This window comes from Domibacillus tundrae, assembly GCF_000970675.1.
Taxonomy (GTDB): Bacteria; Bacillota; Bacilli; order Bacillales; family Domibacillaceae; genus Domibacillus; species Domibacillus tundrae.
Map to the genome: position 1 here is coordinate 1 of NZ_LAJA01000028.1, position 18374 is coordinate 18374.

The 18374-nt window shown below is 44.6% G+C and carries 20 protein-coding genes; 18 read left to right on the plus strand and 2 right to left on the minus strand.

Going from position 1 to position 18374, the window contains the following annotated elements; genetic code table 11:
• Positions 1 to 14: 14 nt before the first annotated feature.
• Complete coding sequence (locus VQ00_RS15635) at positions 15 to 1718, minus strand: Rqc2 family fibronectin-binding protein (RefSeq protein ID WP_046181063.1); 1704 nt, start codon at positions 1716 to 1718, stop codon at positions 15 to 17.
• Between the two features lie 146 nt (positions 1719 to 1864).
• On the opposite strand from VQ00_RS15635, the gene VQ00_RS15640 reads away from it, so the two are divergent.
• The 16 genes from VQ00_RS15640 (at position 1865) to spoVM (ending at position 15806) form a co-directional block, all read left to right on the plus strand.
• The gene (locus VQ00_RS15640; protein WP_046181064.1) at positions 1865 to 2113 is read left to right on the plus strand and encodes a hypothetical protein; all 249 of its coding nucleotides are present in this window, start codon (positions 1865 to 1867) and stop codon (positions 2111 to 2113) included.
• Positions 2114 to 2169: 56 nt separating this feature from the next.
• Entirely contained in the window at positions 2170 to 2430 is a 261-nt protein-coding gene (remA, locus tag VQ00_RS15645) for an extracellular matrix/biofilm regulator RemA (protein ID WP_046181065.1), read from the plus strand.
• 5 nt (positions 2431 to 2435) lie between these two features.
• Positions 2436 to 3059, plus strand: coding sequence for a guanylate kinase (gene gmk / locus VQ00_RS15650; protein WP_046181066.1), 624 nt, complete (start codon positions 2436 to 2438; stop codon positions 3057 to 3059).
• Entirely contained in the window at positions 3059 to 3286 is a 228-nt protein-coding gene (gene rpoZ, locus VQ00_RS15655) for a DNA-directed RNA polymerase subunit omega (protein ID WP_046181067.1), read from the plus strand. The genes gmk and rpoZ overlap by 1 nt, the downstream gene beginning before the upstream one ends.
• 96 nt (positions 3287 to 3382) lie before the next feature.
• Positions 3383 to 4588 (plus strand): bifunctional phosphopantothenoylcysteine decarboxylase/phosphopantothenate--cysteine ligase CoaBC, encoded by a 1206-nt coding sequence (gene coaBC, locus VQ00_RS15660; RefSeq protein ID WP_046181068.1) that lies wholly within the window; start codon positions 3383 to 3385, stop codon positions 4586 to 4588.
• Entirely contained in the window at positions 4585 to 6981 is a 2397-nt protein-coding gene (gene priA / locus VQ00_RS15665) for a primosomal protein N' (RefSeq protein ID WP_046181069.1), read from the plus strand. The genes coaBC and priA overlap by 4 nt, the downstream gene beginning before the upstream one ends.
• 14 nt (positions 6982 to 6995) lie before the next feature.
• Positions 6996 to 7481, plus strand: a complete 486-nt coding sequence (def, locus tag VQ00_RS15670) for a peptide deformylase (RefSeq protein ID WP_046181070.1) — start codon at positions 6996 to 6998, stop codon at positions 7479 to 7481.
• On the plus strand, positions 7478 to 8419 hold the full coding sequence (fmt, locus tag VQ00_RS15675) for a methionyl-tRNA formyltransferase (protein ID WP_046181071.1): 942 nt from the start codon (positions 7478 to 7480) through the stop codon (positions 8417 to 8419). Before def ends, fmt begins: the two co-directional genes overlap by 4 nt.
• Before the next feature lies 1 nt (position 8420).
• A complete protein-coding gene (rsmB, locus tag VQ00_RS15680; protein WP_046181072.1) occupies positions 8421 to 9746 on the plus strand; it encodes a 16S rRNA (cytosine(967)-C(5))-methyltransferase RsmB in 1326 nt (441 codons plus the stop codon).
• Positions 9747 to 10826, plus strand: a complete 1080-nt coding sequence (gene rlmN, locus VQ00_RS15685; protein WP_046181073.1) for a dual-specificity RNA methyltransferase RlmN — start codon at positions 9747 to 9749, stop codon at positions 10824 to 10826. It begins immediately after the preceding gene.
• A gap of 4 nt (positions 10827 to 10830) precedes the next feature.
• Positions 10831 to 11583, plus strand: a complete 753-nt coding sequence (locus VQ00_RS15690; RefSeq protein ID WP_046181074.1) for a Stp1/IreP family PP2C-type Ser/Thr phosphatase — start codon at positions 10831 to 10833, stop codon at positions 11581 to 11583.
• A gap of 4 nt (positions 11584 to 11587) precedes the next feature.
• Positions 11588 to 13525, plus strand: coding sequence for a Stk1 family PASTA domain-containing Ser/Thr kinase (gene pknB / locus VQ00_RS15695; protein ID WP_046181075.1), 1938 nt, complete (start codon positions 11588 to 11590; stop codon positions 13523 to 13525).
• Between the two features lie 11 nt (positions 13526 to 13536).
• Positions 13537 to 14412 (plus strand): ribosome small subunit-dependent GTPase A, encoded by an 876-nt coding sequence (rsgA, locus tag VQ00_RS15700; protein ID WP_046181076.1) that lies wholly within the window; start codon positions 13537 to 13539, stop codon positions 14410 to 14412.
• Positions 14413 to 14416: 4 nt separating this feature from the next.
• Entirely contained in the window at positions 14417 to 15076 is a 660-nt protein-coding gene (gene rpe / locus VQ00_RS15705; protein ID WP_046181077.1) for a ribulose-phosphate 3-epimerase, read from the plus strand.
• On the plus strand, positions 15073 to 15726 hold the full coding sequence (locus VQ00_RS15710) for a thiamine diphosphokinase (protein WP_046181078.1): 654 nt from the start codon (positions 15073 to 15075) through the stop codon (positions 15724 to 15726). Before rpe ends, VQ00_RS15710 begins: the two co-directional genes overlap by 4 nt.
• Entirely contained in the window at positions 15723 to 15806 is an 84-nt protein-coding gene (gene spoVM, locus VQ00_RS19555) for a stage V sporulation protein SpoVM (protein ID WP_046175094.1), read from the plus strand. Before VQ00_RS15710 ends, spoVM begins: the two co-directional genes overlap by 4 nt.
• 49 nt (positions 15807 to 15855) lie before the next feature.
• Here spoVM and rpmB read toward each other — a convergent pair whose 3' ends face one another.
• Complete coding sequence (rpmB, locus tag VQ00_RS15720; protein ID WP_045850130.1) at positions 15856 to 16044, minus strand: 50S ribosomal protein L28; 189 nt, start codon at positions 16042 to 16044, stop codon at positions 15856 to 15858.
• Positions 16045 to 16267: 223 nt separating this feature from the next.
• Here rpmB and VQ00_RS15725 point away from each other — a divergent pair, with 223 nt between their 5' ends.
• On the plus strand, positions 16268 to 16630 hold the full coding sequence (locus VQ00_RS15725) for an Asp23/Gls24 family envelope stress response protein (RefSeq protein WP_046181079.1): 363 nt from the start codon (positions 16268 to 16270) through the stop codon (positions 16628 to 16630).
• A gap of 18 nt (positions 16631 to 16648) precedes the next feature.
• Positions 16649 to 18316, plus strand: coding sequence for a DAK2 domain-containing protein (locus tag VQ00_RS15730; RefSeq protein WP_046181080.1), 1668 nt, complete (start codon positions 16649 to 16651; stop codon positions 18314 to 18316).
• Positions 18317 to 18374 lie beyond the last annotated feature (58 nt).

An 18374-nucleotide genomic window follows, 5' to 3' on the forward strand; every position in this document is an offset into this window, starting at 1 on the left:
GCTCACCGCTGTTTTTATTTCTTCATGGCCATCACTTGGCCTTCATCCGGCGTTACATAGACGGTATGCTGATTGTCGTAAATAACAAAGCCGGGTTTAGCGCCGGACGGTTTTTTTACGTATCGAACTTTCGTATAGTCAACCGGCACGGAAGAAGAATCTTTCGCTTTACTATAGTACGCCGCGATCATAGCAGCTTCTAACATTGTTTCTTCTGATGGATCATCGGAACGAATAACAACGTGTGAACCTGGAATGTCTTTCGTATGAAGCCAAATATCATCCCGGCGGGCCACCTTGTTTGTCAAATAATCATTTTGCCGGTTGTTTTTGCCGGCATGAATAACTGTTCCATCTGTTGACACATATTCTTCGATCGCAGGGACGGCTGCTTTCTTTTTCTTTTTTATATGCCGCGCTTTTATATAGCCTTCCTCAGCCAGCTCTTCACGAATTTCTTCAATATCCCGTGGTGAAGCCGATTCAAGTTGCTGCAAAAGGGCCTCAAAATACCGAATCTCGTCTTTTGTTTTTTCAATCTGTTCCTGAACAACAATAACAGCATGTTTTGCTTTTTGGTAACGGGAGAAATATTTTTGTGCATTATCCGCCGGATTTTTTTGAGGATCAAGCGTAATTGTTACCGTTGCACCATTTTCATCATAGTAATTAATGACATCGATTTCTTTCATACCTTTTTTAACGGCATACAAATTCGCGGTCAGCAGTTCACCGAGGCGCTGATATTCTCCAGCGTTTTCCGCTTCCGCAAGCGTCCGTTCAAGCTTGTGAATTTTAGAACGATTTTTTTGAAGTTCGTTTCCAATTAACCGTTCAAGGTCGTTTGCCTGCTGACGGACACGATCGCGCTCAGCTTTGCCGAAGTAGTAACGGTCAAGAAGCGACGATACCGTTTTCAAATACGTCCGCTCGCCTTGAATGTGAGGCAAGTCGATCATATAAAAATATGTTTTATCCCCGCTGTCGATCATGACTGGTGAATAAGCACCTTTTGATAATGGAGCCATTACCTGTAGAAAGGCAGAAGGGACTGTTTCACGGTTAGCAAGACCTGCATGGCTGACAATTTCATTGCTGATAAGCGGTGACAATCCTTCAAAAGCAGACACAAGCTGCTTAGCAATTTTACCGGCATTAAAATCAACTGCACGTGTAACTTGTTCCGAATCCGCGATTAATGGGTTTTGTTTATGTTGTGCGGGTGGCTCCACATATTCTGCACCGGGCAAAATTGTCCGATAACTATTCATAGAAGAAGGAACATGCTTAATACTGTCAATGATGGTCCCTTTTTCTTTATCGACTAACAGAATGTTGCTATGACGGCCCATAATTTCAACGTAAAGATCTTTATAGGAAATGTCTCCAATTTCATTTTTTCCTTTAAACTCGAATACAATCGTCCGGTCAAGACCAAACTGGCGGATATTCTCTAAAATGGCCCCGTCTAAGTGCTTTCGCATCATAATACAAAAAAGCGGCGGCTCGGACGGGTTATCCTGCACGGTTTCAGTCAGCTGTACCCGCGCATAAGACGGATGGGCAGATATGAGCAATTTATTATTTTTACCGCGTGCCCGGATCACCATAATTGTTTCATTTTTATACGGCTGATGAATTTTATTCACGCGCCCGCCTGTGAGGGCTTCATTTAATTCTTCAACCATTACTTTTGTAAATAATCCATCAAATGCCATGAATCATACTCCCTTTTTGTACGAACATATTTATTCATCTTAACATGTGTACGCTGCTTTCGTAAATTCGAGAACATCGCTTTTTTAAGAATGAAAACTGCTGTATACTTATTTTTACAAACTAATGGAGAAAAGAGGGAGGCAGTATGACTGATTTAATTTCGGTTATTATGATATTTTCAATCCCGCTCGTGGCAATTGTGACAGCTCATATGAGGAGTCAGTCGAAAATTCAGTACAAAATGGTAAAAGACCAGATCGAATTGGAAAAACTGAAGCAGGAAAACTTTTTGCTTGAAACGGAGAAAATGAAGATGGAGCTCAGATTTACGAAACCGGTTGAAGAAAAAGAAGAGGTTCTATCTTTTATTGAGCAGGAAAAGGGGCAAATATGATATAATAGATCGAGTGTGCAAAAACGGACGAAACGTGACAAAGGGGAGCAAAGACGATGCAGTTAATCAATATCGGATTTGGCAGTGTCGTCTCGGCAGAACGGATTGTGGCGATTGTCAGCCCGGAGTCGGCACCGATTAAGCGGCTCGTTCAGGAGTCGCGTGAAAAAGGAAATCTCGTCGATGCAACATTTGGCCGCCGGACACGTGCGGTCATTTTAACAGACAGCCATCATATTATTTTATCGGCTGTGCAGCCGGAAACGGTCGCGAACCGCGCGGCGTTGAAAGATGAGGATGCTGAGGAAGGATTGTGAAGTAAGTGAAAGAAAAAGGTTTGCTGATCGTATTGTCCGGACCGTCCGGCGTTGGCAAAGGGACTGTGCGAAAAGCGATTTTTTCAAAAGAAGATATAACGTTTGACTATTCTATTTCTATGACGACACGCAAGCCGCGTGAAGGGGAAGTAGATGGCGTTGATTATTTTTTCAAATCCCGTGAGGAGTTTGAGCAGCTGATCCAAGAAGGCAAGCTGCTTGAATATGCGGAGTTTGTTGGCAACTATTACGGTACGCCGGTTGATTATGTCCGGGAAACGCTTGATGCAGGCACAGATATTTTTCTTGAAATTGAAGTGGAAGGCGCACGTCAGGTACGGGAAAAGTTTCCGGAAGGGCTCTTTATTTTCCTGGCACCGCCAAGTTTATCCGAGCTGCACAGCCGAATTATCGGTCGCGGCACCGAAACAGACGAAGTCATTCAAGGACGGATGGAACAAGCACGCAAAGAAATCGACATGATGGACTTGTATGATTACGTCGTTGAAAATGATGAAGTGGAGCGGGCATGCTCTCGAATTCAATCAATCGTTGAAGCAGAGCATTGTCGCCGTGAACGCGTGCAGCACCGATACCAAATTATGCTGGAACTGGAAGGGGAACAATAATGTTATATCCATCTATTGATAACTTACTGACAAAAATCGATTCTAAATATTCATTGGTCAGCGTAGCGGCAAAACGCGCTCGTTTTATGCAGGAGAACAAAGGAAAAGGCGCTCTTGGCGCGTACGAGTCTCATAAATTTGTTGGAAAAGCATTAGAAGAAATTTATGCCGATGAACTTGTTATGAAAAAGAAAGACGCGAATAAAACGTATTCAGATGAAGTGTAAATAAGCAAAAAAGGAAAAGGGCGGCGAATACCGGCCTTTTCTTTTTGTATGCTATCATATTTACATAAAGATTCGACTGAACCGGAGGGAAAATGAATGAACGGAAAAAACATTTTACTTTGTGTCAGCGGCGGTATTGCTGTCTATAAAGCGGCCGCACTGACAAGCAAACTAAAACAGGCAGGCGCCCGTGTAAAAGTCGTTATGACCGATTCTGCCCAAAAATTTGTCGCGCCTATAACGTTTCAAGCGTTATCGGGCGAGCCCATTTATACCGATACGTTCGATGAAAAAGATCCATCCAAAATTGCGCATATTGACATCGCCGACTGGGCCGACCTTGTCATTGTGGCACCGGCAACGGCCAATATGATCGCAAAAATGGCGAATGGCATTGCAGATGACATGATGTCAACTGTTCTTCTTGCCGGTACAGCACCAAAGTGGGTCGTTCCAGCAATGAACGTAAACATGTATGTCCATCCCGCCGTGCAAAGAAACATGGAAACGTTAAAATCATTTAGTTATCGATTTATTGAGCCGGGAGAAGGCTATCTTGCCTGCGGTTATACAGGGAAAGGGCGGATGGAAGAGCCTGAAGTGATTGCCCGGCTGGTGGAAGAGTTTTTTGACGGAAAAGAAAAAAAATTGCTTTCCGGAAAACAGGTCGTCGTGACAGCAGGGCCAACACGGGAAGCAGTCGATCCGGTCCGTTTTTTCACAAATAAGTCATCCGGTAAAATGGGGTATGCGATTGCTGAGGCAGCGTATGAACTTGGTGCAGACGTTACGCTTATTTCAGGGCCTGTCAGCATTGCTCCGCCGTCCGGCGTTACAATCCGCCAGGTAGAAAGTGCAGAAGAAATGTTTCGGGCGGTTATGGATGTATACGATGGGGCAGATCTCGTTGTAAAAACAGCTGCTGTTGCCGATTACCGGCCAAGATTTGTTCACGAAAACAAAATGAAAAAGCAGGAAGGTTCGATGACGATGGAGCTTGATCGGACGAGAGATATTTTAAAAACGCTTGGGGAACGGAAAACAAATCAATTTTTAATCGGCTTTGCAGCGGAAACAAACGATGTGAAAATGTATGCGAAACGAAAGCTCGAATCAAAAAATGTTGATATGATTGTCGCTAACAATGTGAAACAGGAAGGCGCCGGTTTTGGCGGCGATACAAATATTATTTCCATTTTTCATCGGGATGGAACACACCGTGATTTTGAAAAAATGACCAAAAAAGAAGCCGCTGTTCAGATTTTGAAGGATGCGGCCGTAAGAATAGGTGAAGCGGAATGAGAATTGCTTCTGTCATTGTGGACGTTGCCGTCATGCAGACCGACCGTCCATTTGACTATGAAATTCCTCCAGCGTGGCAGGATGTGATCCAGCCCGGCATGCGTGTCATTGTGCCTTTCGGGCCGCGCCACGTACAAGGGTTTGTACTGGAAATCAAAGAAGAAAATGAAAGCCGAAAGTTAAAGCCAATTGTTGAACCGATGGATATCGTCCCGGTATTAAATGAAGAGTTGCTGTCGCTCGCAGACTGGCTCACCGCTGAATCCCTCTGCTTTAAAATTTCAGCACTTCAAGTGATGCTGCCTGCTGCGATGAAGGCGAAATATTCAAAGCGAATTCGGATGACAGGGTTTGCAACGCTCAGTTTGCCCGTTCAGTCTCTGTTTAACGGGCGAGATGAAATAGCGTGGGAAGAAGCAGCAGAAGCAGGTGCTCTCTCTGAAATCCGCAAAGAAGTAAAACAAGGCTCACTCGATGTTCTATATTCAGTCAAAAGCAAAGGCCGAAAAAAAACGGTTCGAATGGTCAAGTGCAGGTTGTCTGAGGGGCTGCTCAAAGAAACGATTCAATCAATGCCGAAAAATGCATTAAAACAAGTGGAAGCAATACAGTTTTTTTTAGGGAGAACCGGCGAGTGGATTCCGTTAAAAGAAACAGGTATGTCTTCTGCTGTAGCAAAAGCACTGATTGACAAAGAACTGCTTGAAGAAAAGCAAGAAGAAATGTACCGGGATCCGCTTGCCGGCCGTACGTTTACACCGGATACACCGCTGGTGCTGACGGACATCCAGCAGGCCGCGATTGAGCCGATTCTTGAAAAAGTAAAGGAAGAAAAAGCGGAAACGTTTTTGCTGCATGGTGTAACAGGAAGCGGAAAAACGGAAATTTACTTGCAATCGATCAGTGAAGTATTGAAAAAAGGACAAGAAGCCATTGTGCTAGTGCCGGAAATTTCATTGACGCCGCAAATGACCGATCGTTTTAAGCAGCGGTTCGGAAACGATGTGGCGGTGCTTCACAGCGGCTTGTCAACTGGCGAAAAATACGATGAATGGCGAAAAATCAGCCGTAAAGAAGTAAAAGTCGTGGTCGGAGCTCGCTCGGCTGTTTTCGCTCCATTTGAAAACATTGGGTTAATCATTATTGATGAAGAACACGAAACAAGCTATAAACAAGAAGAAAATCCGCGTTACCATGCCCGTGATGTCGCGATTTGGCGGGCGGGCTTTTACGGGTGCCCGGTTATTTTAGGAAGTGCCACACCTTCTCTTGAGTCTTTCGCGCGAGCGCAAAAAGGTGTTTACACATTATTAACATTAGCCGAACGTGTCAATGACCGGCCGCTGCCGACTGTTGATATTGTCGATATGCGTGAAGAGCTTCGAGAAGGAAATAGATCAATGTTTTCCCGTAACTTATTTGATAAAATAAAGGACCGTCTCGAAAAAGGAGAACAAATTGTTCTGTTTTTAAACAAGCGGGGATATTCCTCTTTTATTATGTGCCGTGACTGCGGATATGTAGCAGAATGTCCGAACTGTGACGTTTCAATGACGTATCATCGTCATCGTCATCAGTTAAAATGTCATTACTGCGGTCATGAAGAGCCGTCTCCAAACGTATGCCCGGAATGCGGCAGTGAACATATCCGGCATTTCGGCACCGGCACGCAAAAAGTGGAAGAAGAATTGCTGAAATTGCTGCCTGAAGCGAGGGTTATCCGGATGGATGTTGATACAACTGGAACAAAGGGAGCGCACGAGCGGCTGTTAAAAAAATTCGCTCATAAAGAAGCAGATATTTTGCTTGGTACCCAAATGATCGCAAAAGGGCTTGATTTTCCCGATATTACACTTGTTGGCGTGCTTAGTGCGGATACGATGCTGCATTTGCCGGATTTTCGCGCATCAGAAAAAACCTTTCAGCTGTTAACACAAGTAAGCGGCCGGGCCGGACGGCATATATTGCCCGGCGAAGTCGTCATTCAAACATATACACCAGAGCATTACAGCATTCAGCTCGCCGCTGATCAGCATTACCAATCATTTTATGAACAGGAAATGCAAATGAGAAAAATGGGCGGCTATCCGCCATTTTATTATTTGGCGCTTATTACCGTCAGCCATGAAGAAGCGATCACGGCATCGGGTGAAGCGAACAAAATTGTCATGAACATTAAGCCGGAATTGTCACCGGCGGCTGTTGTGTTAGGACCGGTCGCCTCACCGATCTCACGGATCAACAATAGATATCGGTGGCAATGTCTGATAAAATACAAACGTGAACCAAAGCTTGGCGCTGTGTTGAAACAAGTGCTTGAGCATTATGCGAAACAAGGGAAATCAAATGGACTGATGGTATCCGTTGATATCCATCCATATGTACTGATGTAGAAAAGAGGAACACGATGACGATCTTATCCATTGTTAAACATCCAGCGGCTATTTTGGAGACGAAATGCCAGCCGGTAAAGCAGTTTGACAGTAAATTAAAGCGCCTCGTGCGTGATATGCAGGAAACGATGATTGAAGCGGACGGCGTGGGACTTGCTGCACCGCAAGTCGGAAAAGATATGCGTCTCGCCGTTGTTGATATTGAAGATGATCACGGCTTGATTGTACTCATTAATCCGGAATTGCTGTTGGCAGAAGGCAAACAGACAGACGTGGAAGGCTGCTTAAGTTTTCCGGATTTATATGGGGAAGTCACACGTCCAAATCAAATTAAAATTAAAGCGCAAAACGTAAAAGGCCAATTTTACACGTTTGAAGCAGAAGGGTTTTTAGCACGGGCGATTTTGCATGAAATGGATCATTTGGATGGCGTGTTATTTACATCCAAAGTAAAAAAATACATTCCGGCCGAGGAATTGGAAAAGGTGGACGCAGAGTGACGAATATTGTTTTTATGGGCACCCCGGACTTTTCCGTACCAGTGCTTGAAAGAATACTTAAAGACGGCAATAACGTTCTTGCCGTTGTGACGCAGCCGGATCGCCCGGTCGGCCGGAAAAAAGTCATGACGCCGCCGCCGGTAAAAGCAGCAGCAATCAAACATGGTCTCCCTGTTTTGCAGCCTGAGAAATTATCAAAATCAGACGAACTGGCCGAAATTATCGGCTTAAAGCCGGATTTAGTTGTGACGGCAGCATATGGACAGCTATTGCCTAATGAGCTGCTCGAAGCACCTAAATATGGCTGCATTAACGTGCATGCATCTCTTTTGCCGGAACTTCGAGGCGGTGCGCCGATCCATTATTCGATTTTACAGGGCAAACAAGAAACAGGCATAACGATTATGTATATGGTCGAAAAGCTGGATGCGGGCGATATCATTGCACAAGCGGCCGTAACAATAGACGAAAATGACAATACGGGAATCCTTCACGACAAATTAAGTGTAGTAGGGGCTGACTTACTGTCTGAGACGATTCCCGCAATTATAAATGGCACATCTTCAAGAACGTCTCAGGATGAATCAAAAGCGACATTTGCATCAAACATCCGCCGGTCTGATGAAAAAATCGACTGGAACCGTTCTGGTGAAGAACTGCATAATCAAGTACGGGGCCTTTGCCCATGGCCGGTCGCTTATACAACACTGGCCGGATCAGCAGTAAAAGTGTGGAAAAGTGAAAAGGTGTCTAATACGAGCGGCACACCGGGAACCATTCTTTCGATTGAAGAAGACGGCATTGTGACTGCAACCGGTTCAAGCACAGCGATAAAAATAACGGAACTGCAGCCGGCGGGTAAAAAGCGGATGAGCGCACGCGATTATTTGCGCGGCTCAGGATCTTCGCTTCAAGCTGGTACAGTATTTGGAGAATAAAATGAAAACATTAAATGTACGCGAAATTGCGCTGGACTTAATTGACACAGTGGAAAAAAGCGGCTCCTACAGCAATTTAATGCTGAACAACGCGATTGAAAAAAATAATATTTCCGGACGGGATACTGCATTATTAACTGAAATCACATATGGTACGATTCAGCGAAAGCTGACACTTGATTTTTACCTGGCTCCTTTCTTCAAAAAAAAGCCGGAACGATGGGTTCATAATTTGCTTCGTTTATCTCTTTATCAAATGGTCTATCTTGATAAAGTACCGGAGCGGGCTGTTATTCATGAAGCGGTTAATATTGCAAAAAAACGCGGACATACTGGGATTTCAGGAATGGTGAATGGTGTGCTTCGGTCCATCCAGCGTGAAGGCGTGCCGGACACGAAATCGATTAAAGACGATGCCGAACGGATTTCCATTGAAACAAGCCATCCACTCTGGCTTGTGAGAAGATGGATGAAGGCGTACGGCAAAGAAAAAACTGAAGCGATGTGCCAGCATAATTTGACCGCTCCCGAGCAGACAGTGCGGGTAAATACGATGAAAATGACACGTGATGAAGCTATTTCTGTCTTGAAGGAAGAAGGATTTGACGCATTGCCATCTGATGTTTCGCCATATGCGATTCGAATTATGAAGGGAAATGCTGCAAGGTCGACTCTTTACAAAAATGGTGCTATTTCTATTCAAGATGAGAGCTCAATGCTCGTGGCCCCGGTTGTCGGTGCGAAACCAGGTCAGCGCATTCTCGATATGTGTTCGGCTCCGGGCGGAAAAACTGCTCATCTTGCTGAACAAATGAACGGAGAAGGCCACATTGATGCGCTTGACATTCATGCGCATAAACTAAAGCTCGTCACGCAGAATGCAGACCGGCTGGCGCTTTCTAATATTCATGTTCAAAAACAAGATGCGCGTAAAGCCGGTGAGTTGTTTGCAGAAGAAACATTTGATGCGATTCTTGTTGATGCCCCATGCTCAGGGCTCGGTGTTATTCGCCGAAAACCAGATTTAAAATATGCGAAAACCGAACAGGACTTAGAAAACTTGCAGCGCATTCAGCTTGCCATTTTGGACGCAGCTGTTCCGCTGTTAAAAGAAAATGGCGTGCTTGTGTATAGTACATGCACCGTAGATAAGGAAGAAAATGAAGGAACCGTCGAAGCCTTTTTAAACGCTCATCCGAAATTTGAGCTAGTCCCGCTTGAACAAATCCCGATCAAACCGGAACACACAATGATCCAAGTATTTCCGGACGACTTCGGCGGCGACGGATTTTTCATTAGTAAATTCAGAAAGAAGGAAAACTCATAAATGACAAAAGCAATAAATAAACAAACGGAAGTGCAGAAGCCATCGATCTATTCATTGGAACTTCACGAATTAAAACAGTGGCTTTCAGACAACGGTGAAAAGCCGTTCCGGGCCGACCAAATTTTTGACTGGCTGTACGTAAAGCGCGCGAAAACGCTTGAAGACATGACCAATTTATCGAAAGAACTGCGCGCAAAACTGAATGAATCGTTTTTGTTTACCGTATTAAAAACAGCGATTCGGCAAGAGTCTGAGGACGGAACCATTAAATTTTTATTTGAACTGCATGATGGCTACTCTATTGAAACGGTCCTAATGCGCCACGAATATGGGAACTCTGTTTGTGTCACAACACAAGTTGGCTGCCGGATAGGCTGCACGTTTTGTGCATCCACGCTTGGCGGCTTGAAGCGAAATCTTGAATCAGGCGAGATTGTCGCACAGGTAGTGAAGGTACAGCAAGCACTTGATGAAGTAGGAGAGCGGGTAAGCTCTGTTGTCATTATGGGGATTGGAGAACCATTTGATAACTATGATGAAATGATGTCCTTTCTGCACGTGATCAATCACGAAAAAGGCTTGAATATCGGAGCGCGCCATATTACGGTGTCAACGAGCGGCATTGTACCGAAAATTTATAAATTTGCCGATGAAAAAACACAAATTAATTTTGCTGTTTCACTTCACGCGTCGAACGATGAATTGCGGACGAAGCTGATGCCCATCAACCGTGCGTACAAATTAAAAGACTTAATGGAATCAATCCGTTATTATACGGAAAAAACCGGCCGCCGTATTACGTTTGAATATGGACTGTTTGGCGGTGAAAATGATTCTGTGGCGCATGCGGAAGAACTGGCTGCGTTGATTAAAGGAATTAAATGCCACGTAAATTTAATTCCGGTTAACTATGTGCTGGAACGGGACTACGTTCGTACACCGCGCAATAAAATCTTTGAATTTGAGAAAACATTGAAAGAAAATGGTGTGAATGTAACGATTCGACGTGAACAAGGAACAGACATTGACGCGGCATGCGGCCAGCTTCGCGCGAAAGAGCGTGCCGGCGAAACGAGGTGACCGTATGAATGCAGTCTTTCAAACAGACCGTGGACGAATCCGCTCACACAATGAAGACAATGGCGGCGTGTTTCATCATAATAGCAGCCTCAGTCTTGCCATTGTAGCGGATGGAATGGGCGGGCATAACGCGGGAGATACCGCGAGCCGGATGACGATTGAATCATTCGAAAAACATTGGAATGAAACAGCAGCGGGCATTCAGTCGCCCGACGATGCGATGAACTGGCTGAAATCGATTATTCCAGCGATTAATGCAGACATTTTAATTCATGCCAGTACGTACCCGGAATGCAGTGGAATGGGGACAACTCTTGTTGCAGCTCTTTGTACAGAAAAATTTTGCGCGATTGCAAGCATCGGTGACAGCCGATGCTATTTGCAAAGTGAAGATGGTTTTTCACAAGTAACAGAAGACCATTCGCTTGTGAATGAACTCGTCAAGTCTGGCGAAATTACAAAAGAAGCAGCGGAAAGTCATCCGAAAAAAAATGTCTTAACACGCGCGCTCGGAACGGACGAAAAGCTGGCTGTTGATTATAGAACGATTATGTTTGAAGAAGGAGATTTGCTGCTTCTTTGTTCAGACGGTTTATCTAATAAAGTAGCGGATGCCCAAATGAGCTGTGTTTTACAATTAACAGATTCGCTTCCTGCAAAAGCGGATACTCTTATTCAGATGGCCAATGAAAATGGCGGCGAAGACAATATTACCGTCGTGATTCTTGAACATTGTGCCGAACGCGAAAGCGGGTGAACACATGTTAATTGGCAAAAGCTTAAGCGGACGTTATAAAATTGTCCGGACGATTGGCGGAGGCGGTATGGCGCACGTTTATTTGGCGCGTGATATGATTTTAGACCGTGATGTGGCCATTAAAGTACTCCGGTTTGATTTTGCAGGGGAAGATGAATTTTTACGCCGTTTTCAGCGTGAAGCTCAAGCTGCATCAAGCCTTGCTCATCCGAATATTGTCAATATTTATGACGTTGGCGAAGAAGATAATGTTCACTTTATCGTTATGGAGTATGTGGACGGAATGACACTGAAAGAATACATTCAGCAATTTTCGCCGGTTCCATACGAAAAAGCGATTGATATTATGAAACAAATGACAGCTGCTGTTGCGTTTGCTCACCAGCATTCGATTATTCACCGTGATGTAAAGCCTCACAATATGTTGATGGACCGGGATGGAACGGTGAAAATGACCGATTTCGGCATCGCGATGGCAATGAGCGCCACATCCATTACGCAAACGAATGCTGTTCTCGGGTCGGTTCACTACATTTCACCTGAGCAGGCAAGAGGCGGTATGGCAACGAAAAAGTCAGATATTTATGCGCTTGGCATCGTCATGTACGAGCTGTTAACAGGGAAGCTCCCATTTTCCGGTGAATCAGCTGTATCGATTGCATTGAAACACCTGCAGACAGAAACACCTTCTATTAAGCAGCTCTATCCAGGGGTTCCACAAAGCATTGAAAATATTGTTTTACATGCAACAGCGAAAGATCCGTTTCATCGTTACATGAGTGCAGAAGAAATGGAACATGACTTATCAACCGCTCTTGAAGAATACCGCCTGCATGAAGAAAAGTTTATGATTCCAGACGACAATGACGAAGTGACGAAAGCTATTCCAGTCTTTACCCCGAAGCCGCCAGAACGTATTCAGCCAACTGTATCCTCTTCTGAAAAAAAACAAGAGATGGTTCCATTGAAAAAGAAAAAGAAATGGCCATGGATCTTGCTTTTTTTGATTACTCTTAGCATTCTGGGCGCTATTGCTTGGACAGTAGCAACGACACCGAGAGATGCAGAAGTGCCGGAGACAAATGGGAACAGCCCTGAAGCGGCTGCCTCTATGTTAATTAATGCTGGCTTTATTGTCGGCGACTCCGATGAAGAGTTCAGTACGGATATTGAGCAGGGAAAAGTGATACGGACCGTTCCGGAAGCTGGGGAAACGGTGAAAGAAGGCAGTGAAATCGATTTATTTGTCTCCGCTGGAAAAGAACGAAAAGCAATGGCGGATTACACGGGAAAAACGCTGGAAGAAACACGTGAACTTCTTGAAGAAGCCGGGTTTCGCAACGTGGAAACGGAAATGATTTATGACGAAAGTGAAGCCGGAACGGTTTTGGAACAAAATCCAAACGTAGATGAACCCGTCATTCCGGAAGAATCGGATGTTGAATTGACTGTCAGTGCCGGTCTTGCCAATGTGGTGTTAACGGATCTTGCCGGCTATACCGAAAAAAGCCTGGAAGACTATGAAGATTCCAATGGGATTATCATTGACATTTCGGGTGAAGAATTTTCCGATTCGGTATCTGCAGGACAGGTGATCAGCCAGTCTCCGCAAGCTGGAATTGAAGTGGCACCGGGAAGCACGGTAGAAGTGACGCTGTCAAAAGGACCGGAAGAGATTCCACTGGCAGAAGTATCAACGGAAATTGTCATTCCATATGAGCCGGAAACAGAAGGAGATCCGCAGGAAGTTCAGATTTACATGGAAGATGCAACCCATAGCATGACTGAGCCGTATGAAAAGTTTTTAATTACGGAAGAAACGAAGCGTACGCTTGAATTTGTCGTTGAAAAAGGCGAAAAAGCAGGATACAAAGTAATGCGGGACCAAGTAGTCATTATTGATGAAACCATTCCGTATCCCGAAGAAACAGAATCTGAATAAGGTGGTGCTACATGCCAGAAGGCAAAATCATTAAAGCGTTAAGCGGTTTTTATTACGTACTTGATGGGGAAAACATTATTCAATGCCGCGGGAGGGGAATATTTCGAAAACGAAATATTACCCCGCTCGTCGGAGATTATGTTGAATATGAGGCAGAAAATGATAAAGAAGGCTATGTTTTATCCATTGGAGAACGGAAAAATGATCTTGTTCGGCCGCCAGTCGCTAACATTGACCAGGCTGTGCTTGTTTTTTCCGTGATGGAACCGGCGTTCAGTACCATGCTGCTTGACCGCTTTTTATTGCTGATCGAGTCAAAAAATATCGAACCGGTCATTTGTCTGACAAAGATGGATCTGGCTGACGATCAGAAAAAGCTTAATGCATTTATTGCAGATTATCGGAAGATTGGCTATACCGTTGTGGAGACATCTTCTGAAACGATGGCTGGCCTTAACTCGCTTGAAGATTATTTAACCGGTAAGACGTCAGTGTTTGCAGGACAATCTGGGGTTGGAAAATCATCATTATTAAATGCAATTCGACCGGATCTTGAATTAAAAACGGATGAAATTTCCAGCTCGCTTGGCCGCGGCAAGCATACAACCCGGCACGTGGAATTAATTCCGGCAGCAGGCGGGCTGGTCGCAGATACGCCTGGATTCAGTTCATTGGATTTTGATGGAATTGATGTGGAAGATGTTTCGGCTTGCTTTCCCGAGATGGCAGAGTTGAGCTCTTCCTGCAAATTTCGTGGCTGTATTCATATTAATGAACCAAAATGTGCCGTAAAACAAGCGGTGGAGAAGTCAGAAATCCCTTCTTATCGTTATAATCATTATTTACAGTTTATAGAGGAAATTAAAGAGAGAAAGCCGAGGTACTGATGTTATGATAAAGATTGCCCCTTCTATTTTGTCCGCTGACTTTGCGCGGCTTGGTGAAGAAATAAAAGACGTGGAAAACGGTGGCGCGGATTATATCCATGTTGATGTAATGGATGGTCATTTTGTGCCAAATATAACAATCGGCCCGCTTATTGTAGAAGCGATCCGTCCGGTAACAAGCCTGCCGCTTGATGTGCATTTAATGATCAGCAATCCAGACCAATACATTGAAGCGTTTGCGAAAGCGGGAGCGGATATTATTACGGTTCATGCTGAAGCCTGCCCACATTTGCACCGGACCATTCAGCTCATCCGCTCATTTGGTGTAAAAGCGGGTGTCGTCCTAAATCCATCTACGCCGGCAGATACGCTCCAATATGTCATTCGAGATATTGATATGGTTCTATTGATGACGGTCAATCCTGGGTTTGGCGGCCAATCTTTTATTGAAGCGGTTGTACCAAAAATTCGCCATGTCCGTGAAATGATTGTAGAGGCGGGCGTGACAGTAGACATTGAAGTGGACGGCGGTGTGAATACAGAAACTGCTAAAAAGTGTGCAGAAGCCGGTGCCAACGTTCTTGTAGCCGGTTCCGCTATTTACAATGAAAAGGACCGAGGCACGGCCATTCAGGCAATTCGTGCCGCTGCGGAAAACGCGTGATCATTCGAATTGTAGCCGGTGGACCAGAGAAGGAACTGCCAATTTTAAACATGAATCCTGAAACGGATGACCAATGGATTGGCGTCGATCGGGGCGCCCTTTATTTGCTTGAACGAGGTATTACACCTGCCAAAGCGTTTGGAGACTTTGATTCGATAACGGCTGAAGAATGGAACCGGATTGCGGCTGTGGTCCCGGATTATGTTCAATTCCCAGCTGAAAAAGACGAAACCGATCTTGAAATTGCGCTGAATGTTGCAATAAAGCAACAACCAGAAGCGATTTTTTTGTACGGAGTGACAGGCGGCCGGCTTGATCACTTTTTCGGCGCGGTTACATTGCTTATGAAAAAAGAGCTGGATTGTCCTGTTGTGATTGTTGACCACCAAAATGAAATTTCTGTTTATTCGCCGGGAGAAACGGTCATTGACCAAAAAGAACAATGGCCCTATATTTCGTTTTTTGCAATGAGTGAAAAAGTTGAAGGGCTGACACTTTCTGGGTTTAAATTTCCGCTTCACAACTTCACCGTCCAAAAAGGTTCCTCCAGATGTGTCAGCAATGAAATCCTTGAAAAAAAAGGGGTCTTTTCATTTCGTTCAGGCATATTAATGGTTATTAGAAGCCGTGACGGGAGGAGAAGCCATTGAAATTTTACACATTAAAACTGCCGAAATTTGTCGGGGGCATGATCCGTATGGTGCTGTCAGCCGGGAAAAAAAGAAAATAAAAAAGCACCAGTGCCATTTGGCGCCGGTGCTTTTTTATTTATGGAAAAATTAAACACGTTCAACTTTTCCAGATTTAAGTGCGCGGGCAGAAACCCAAACACGTTTTGGTTTACCGTCAACGAGGATACGAACTTTTTGAAGGTTAGCGCCCCATGTACGTTTACTTGAATTCATCGCGTGTGAGCGGTTGTTTCCAGTACGTGCTTTACGGCCAGAAATAACACATTTTTTTGGCATTGTATTCACTCCTTACTATTCAGGATCATCATTGTCTACGTTTTTATGTGCAAGACACTTAAATAATTTATCATAATCAACCAATGAATGCAACAGCTTTGAAAAAGTCTTTCAAGAAAAATCACTTGACAGTTAAAAAGGAAGTCAATCCGTTTGTTCAGTTGTGAAGTTGTATATAAATATAGTAAAATGACTATAGTTTGATTCGCGAGGAGGATTTTTTGTGACGATTGAATTAACGACAGAACTCGGTCAAATTGACATTTCAAATGAAGTGATCGCGATGATTGCAGGTGGCGCGGCAGTAGACTGCTACGGCATTGTCGGAATGGCGTCAAAAAAACAATTAAAAGATGGCATTGCGGAAATTTTGCGCCGTGAAAATTTTACGCGCGGTGTGCTCGTACGCCAGGAAGAAGATCGCATTTTTATTGACATGTACATTATCGTCAGCTATGGAACAAAAATTTCCGAGGTGGCGAGCAACGTTCAGTCAAAAGTAAAATACACGCTTAATCAAACAGTAGGACTATCAGTCGATTCTGTTAATATTTTTGTACAGGGTGTACGGGTAACGAACCCGTAGTGTGAGGAGGAAATTTTTGTGGGTATGACTTCATTGGACGGGCTGCGCTTTGCCAGGATGGTTCAGGCGGGCGCGCAGCATTTATCGGTGAACGCGGATATGGTGGATGCATTGAATGTGTTTCCGGTTCCGGATGGCGACACGGGAACGAATATGAATTTATCGATGACATCAGGAGCAAAAGAAACCGAATCGTCGAAACAAACGCATTTCGGCAAAACGGCGGAAGCGCTGTCGAAAGGGCTTTTGATGGGCGCACGGGGAAATTCTGGCGTTATTTTGTCCCAGCTTTTCCGCGGCTTTTCAAAAGCAATCGCTAACAAGCAGGAAGTCTCGGCTTTTGAACTGGCGGCTGCGTTTGAGGCGGGGGTTCAAACAGCTTACAAAGCGGTTATGAAGCCAGTCGAAGGGACCATCTTGACTGTCGCAAAAGATGCGGCCAAAAAAGCAGTAGCCGTTTCACAAAAAGAAACGAATATTATTGCGGTTATGGAAGCACTTGTAAAAGAAGGCCAGGCTTCGTTGGATCGGACGCCCGAGCTTCTGCCGGTCTTAAAAGAAGTAGGTGTGGTCGACAGCGGCGGACAAGGACTTTTGCTTGTATATGAAGGCTTTTTAGCTGAGCTTAAAGGAGAAGCACTTCCGGCAGCGCTCTCCACGCGGCAGGACATGACAAATCTGGTCAGTGCTGAGCACCATAAAAGTGTACAGAGCTTTATGAATACAGAAGACATCGAATTCGGCTACTGCACGGAATTTATGGTGAAGTTCGAAGAGAAAAAGCTATCAAAAAATCCTTTTTCCGAAGACCGGTTCCGTCATGAACTGAGTGAATTCGGTGATTCGCTGCTTGTGATTTCCGATGATGAAATTGCTAAAGTACACATTCATGCCGAGCATCCAGGTGATGTATTAACAATTGGACAGCAATACGGCAGTTTAATCAGTATGAAGATTGAAAATATGCGTGAGCAGCATAGCGCGATTACAGGTTCATCTTCGGCACCTGCGGCTAAGCCGTCCGAAAAAACAAAATACGGTGTTGTTGCGGTTGCAATGGGTTCAGGAATAGCGGAATTATTTACAAGCATCGGCGCAACAGCTGTTATTGAAGGCGGCCAGACAATGAACCCGTCTACGAAAGACATTGTCAAAGCAATCGAGGATTGCCATGCCGAGCATGTTTTTGTGCTGCCGAATAATAAAAACATTATTATGGCCGCAGAACAGGCAGCGGAAGTGTCAGAATCTGTTGTGTCTGTTATTTCAACGAAAACCGTACCCCAAGGTCTTGCTGCGTTGATCGCGTTTAATCCAGATGGTGTTGAATCATCAAACCGGGACGCCATGAATGCAGCGTTTGCCCAGGTGAAGACCGGGCAAGTAACACATGCTGTCCGTGATACGACGATTGATGGCATTGATATTAAAAAAGATGATTTCATGGGTCTGGCAGAAGGCAAAATCGTTGTGACGCATTCAGAAAAAGCAGAAGCGGCGAAAGAGCTTCTTCAATCACTGCTCGATGATGGGTCGGAAATTGTGACTGTTATTTATGGGGAAGAAGCCTCAGAAGAAGTGGTGGAACAAATAACGAATTTTATCGAGCAAAATTATCCAGATGTTGAAGTGGAAGTGCACGACGGAAAGCAGCCGCTGTATCCGTTTATTTTTTCGATTGAATAAACAAGAGAGAGAGATCATTCTCTCTCTTTTTCTCATTAGGCCTGCAGGAAGCAGGTCA